General features: G+C 62.8%; 1 protein-coding gene and 1 pseudogene. One reads left to right on the top strand and one right to left on the bottom strand.

Features of this window, described 5'->3' with window-relative positions; genetic code table 11:
- Positions 1 to 606, bottom strand: a 606-nt coding sequence (locus ABX749_RS26745) for a glycogen synthase (protein WP_372898694.1), incomplete at its 3' end; no start/stop codon positions are given.
- A gap of 243 nt (positions 607 to 849) precedes the next feature.
- On the opposite strand from ABX749_RS26745, the pseudogene ABX749_RS26740 reads away from it, so the two are divergent.
- Positions 850 to 3377 (top strand): annotated as a pseudogene (locus ABX749_RS26740) (hypothetical protein); the annotation flags it as partial.

The raw sequence follows: 3377 nt of genomic DNA, 5'->3' as shown, positions 1-3377 counted from the left end.
GTAGTACTCGAACGTCTCATGGGTGAAATGTTTCCAATCCAAGCCCGTCCACTTGAACGCGTCATGGTGAAACTGACCCTGGTAGGCCATGTTGTGGATGGTCATCAAGGTCGCGGCCTTTCCGAGCGACCCAAACGCTTTCGGTGACGCCTGCAGCAGGGCGGGGATCAATCCGGATTGCCAGTCGTTGCAATGCAGCACATCGACGTCCATCTCGATCCGCGCGAGGGCGGCCAGCGCCGCACGACAGAAGAACGTGAAACGCTCGGCATTGTCCCGATAGTCCCCCAGCGCGTCTCCGTAAAGTGATTCGCGGTCGAAGTACTGGGGCTGGTCGATCAACCAAACGACGACGTCGCTGTCGGGAAGCAGACACCGCAGCAGCCTCCCCCCCACCAGTTTTCCTGGCGACATCGGGATCGCAAAACTGATATCGGTCGTGTCGATCTTGAGACCGGCCCGGTAAACACTACGAAAGGCGGGCAGGATCACGGCACAGCGGTGTCCCAGCGCGGCGACTTCGCGGGGCAGCGTGCCGCAGACATCGGCCAACCCGCCCGTTTTTGCCAACGGTACTGCTTCGGAAGTTACGTAGACAATATTCAAAACTTGGTACCTGAGTCGGAGCCGGACGTCACCCACCGAATGTGGGCCACGGCCGAAGTTAATTCAACGGGCCAAGGATTTACAGCGTTCCCACCCACCCGTATGGAATTATTGGTCGCAATTAACGATCGAGCGGGAAAGCGCGGGGGGCGAATACGCCAGATTTCCACCGCATCAGCTAAACTTTCTCCTGAACCGTCGTAATCTGGTCTTCTCATCCAAATCCGTAGTTGTGTTGCCTGCATGTCGATCGCACAGAGCGAATTCTGGTCTCGTTTGGTCCAATCTGGACTCGCCGACGCGGGGAGTTGCCAACGTTATTCGGCCGCGTTCGAACAGTCGCCGGACAAATCGACCGGCGAGGACGCCAAACCGCTCGCAGCGTTTCTGGTCCGCAGCGGCGTTCTGACAAAGTTTCAGGCCGGCGAGTTGCTCCTTCCGCAGCCACCGACGCTGCGAGTCGGCTCGTTCGTGATCACCAGTGATGCGCCGGTCGCACCGTTTTCGCACTGGATTCCCGTCCAAACGCCGGTCAGCGAAGACGCCCCCGTCCCGCGGTACGGATTCCTGCTCCGCGTCCCCCTGGCCAGCCTGGATGAAACGCGTCGCGGCTGGCTGGCCGTGCACAGCGAAATCCAGGCGGAATCGTTACAGGCGATCGAATTGTCCGGTGGCGCCCAAGCGGGCAACGCCGAGCAAACGGTCGAGATTTTCTCACCGCTTCCCGACGGCACGCCGCTGTTGAACGTGCTGCAATCCAACCCACCACTGAGCCCCCGCAAGACCATCCGCATCGGCGTCGACCTTGCCAACGCACTGGAAACGCTGCACCAACCCCTCGACTCCGGATTGGTGATGGCACACGGGGCCGTGGCCGCCGACCACGTTTGGGTGACTCCCAAGGGCCGCGCGATCTTGCTCCGCGATCCCTCCTCCCCCGCGCGATCGCCTCGCGCCGATCTTTCCACCAGTTGGATCGACCGCATCGAACCGCCCGCGCTCTATGCCGCCCCCGAACTGGCCGATCCGGCCGCCATGCCGACGCCGGCGTCGGATGTCTATTCGCTGGGATGCTTGCTGTTCTCGTTGCTGCTGGGACGCCCCGCGTTCTCCGGCGAAGACGATCGAGATCTGTTCGCGGCGCACAATGAGGTGCTTCCACCGGAACTGATCGAGGCGGTCGAGCAAGGTGCCGCCGGGAACCCGCTGCTGCGTGTGCTCGCCTACGCGATGGCCAAAGACCCCGCCGCCCGATTCGGATCCGCCGCGGCGATGGCCGAAGCTCTGCAACGAGCCGGTGAGCTGGTCGACAGCCAACCGAAACCGACCCGTCAAGCGAAACCGAAACCGAAACCAGCGAAGACGCCCTCGGCACCACCGGTCGAAGCCCCCACCGCACCACCGATTGACGTGGCCTCAGCACCGCCGGTGGAAACGCGGTCGACACCGCCGGTGGAAACGTCCTCGGCACCGCCGGTTGAAGCAGCGTCGGCACCGCCGGTTGAAGCCGCACCGGACGCCGCCGCCGAGCCCGCTTCGATTCCCCCCAAGCCGCCGACGATCGAGACTCAGCCAACCCGCGATCAGCCGCCATCAGAGCTCGCCCCGGTTGAGCAGGCGCCTGACGAGCAAGCGTCTGCCGGGGAGACCGCTGAGTCGGAGGCTGAGCAATCGGGGGCGCCCGCGCGACGGAAGCGTCGCAAACGACGCAAGAACCGGATTCCGATCCTGGCGGGCACGATGATCGTGCCGCTGTTGATGTTGGGCTTGGCGATTGCGCTTCGTGGACGCGGCCCCATCGAACCTCCGCCCCGGCCGCGGCCCAACCCCTCGATCGTCAACCGCGTCCCCGAAGTCCGTGAGTCACGGCGCGAGGTGCCCAGCGACGAGCCGACGCTGGTCAATGGCTATGAGATTGTCGACAGCGATCGCTTGCTTTGGGTGCCACCGTATGCCGCCGATTCTCCACCACCTTCCTTGGAGCTTTTGCCACCCGGGCCGGCGGTGATCGTTTCGATTCCCCTGGCACGCGTCTCGGCCAGCGCCGATGCGCAAACGTTGACGACGACCTTTGATGCCGAATTGTCGCCGTTGATCGCCATGGTCGAACAGCGTGCCGGAGTGACGCGGGACCAGATCGAACGCTGTACCGCGGCGTTGTTCCCCGGCAAGCAGGGATGGCCCGAAGTCGCTTTGGCGATCGACCTGGTCGCACCGGTCGAACTGGATACGTTGAGCGAGAAATGGCAAGCCTTGGAATCCCGCACCGACAACGGCGTGATTCTCTACGCCGGCGAAGACCTGGACGGGGATGCGTATTTCGTCGGCGGCGGTGAAAAAGGAAAACCGCCCGAAGACGGCAAGGCCCAACGGTTCGCCATCGCGTCGTTGGATCGAATTCGCGAGGTCGCCGAGACCGAGGGCGCGTCGATCCCCTTGGTCCGCAGCATGCAAACGCTGTGGAATCAAACGAGTGTCGAAAGTGATCTGGTCGCTCTGGTCACGCCCAACTTTCTGTTCGCCGACGGCCGCGAGATGTTGGCATCTTCATTACCAGAACTCAGAGCGCCGCTGAAACGATGGCTGATCCCCGATGTCGCCGCGTTCTCCTTGTCCGCTTCGGCAACGGATGGTGCGCTGTATCTGGAATTACGTGAACTGCCCAGCGGCGGCGCGACCGCGGCGACGTTGTTGAAATCGTTCCGCGAAACAACCCAAATGTGGCCCGATTGGGCGGACAATTTCATTTTGAATTCGGTCCCCGATCCCTC

It is taken from the genome of Stieleria sp., assembly GCF_041595215.1.
Lineage (GTDB): Bacteria > Planctomycetota > Planctomycetia > Pirellulales > Pirellulaceae > Stieleria > Stieleria magnilauensis.
The sequence above is the reverse complement of the archived record's forward strand: the minus strand, read 5'-3'. Positions and strand labels throughout refer to the sequence as shown.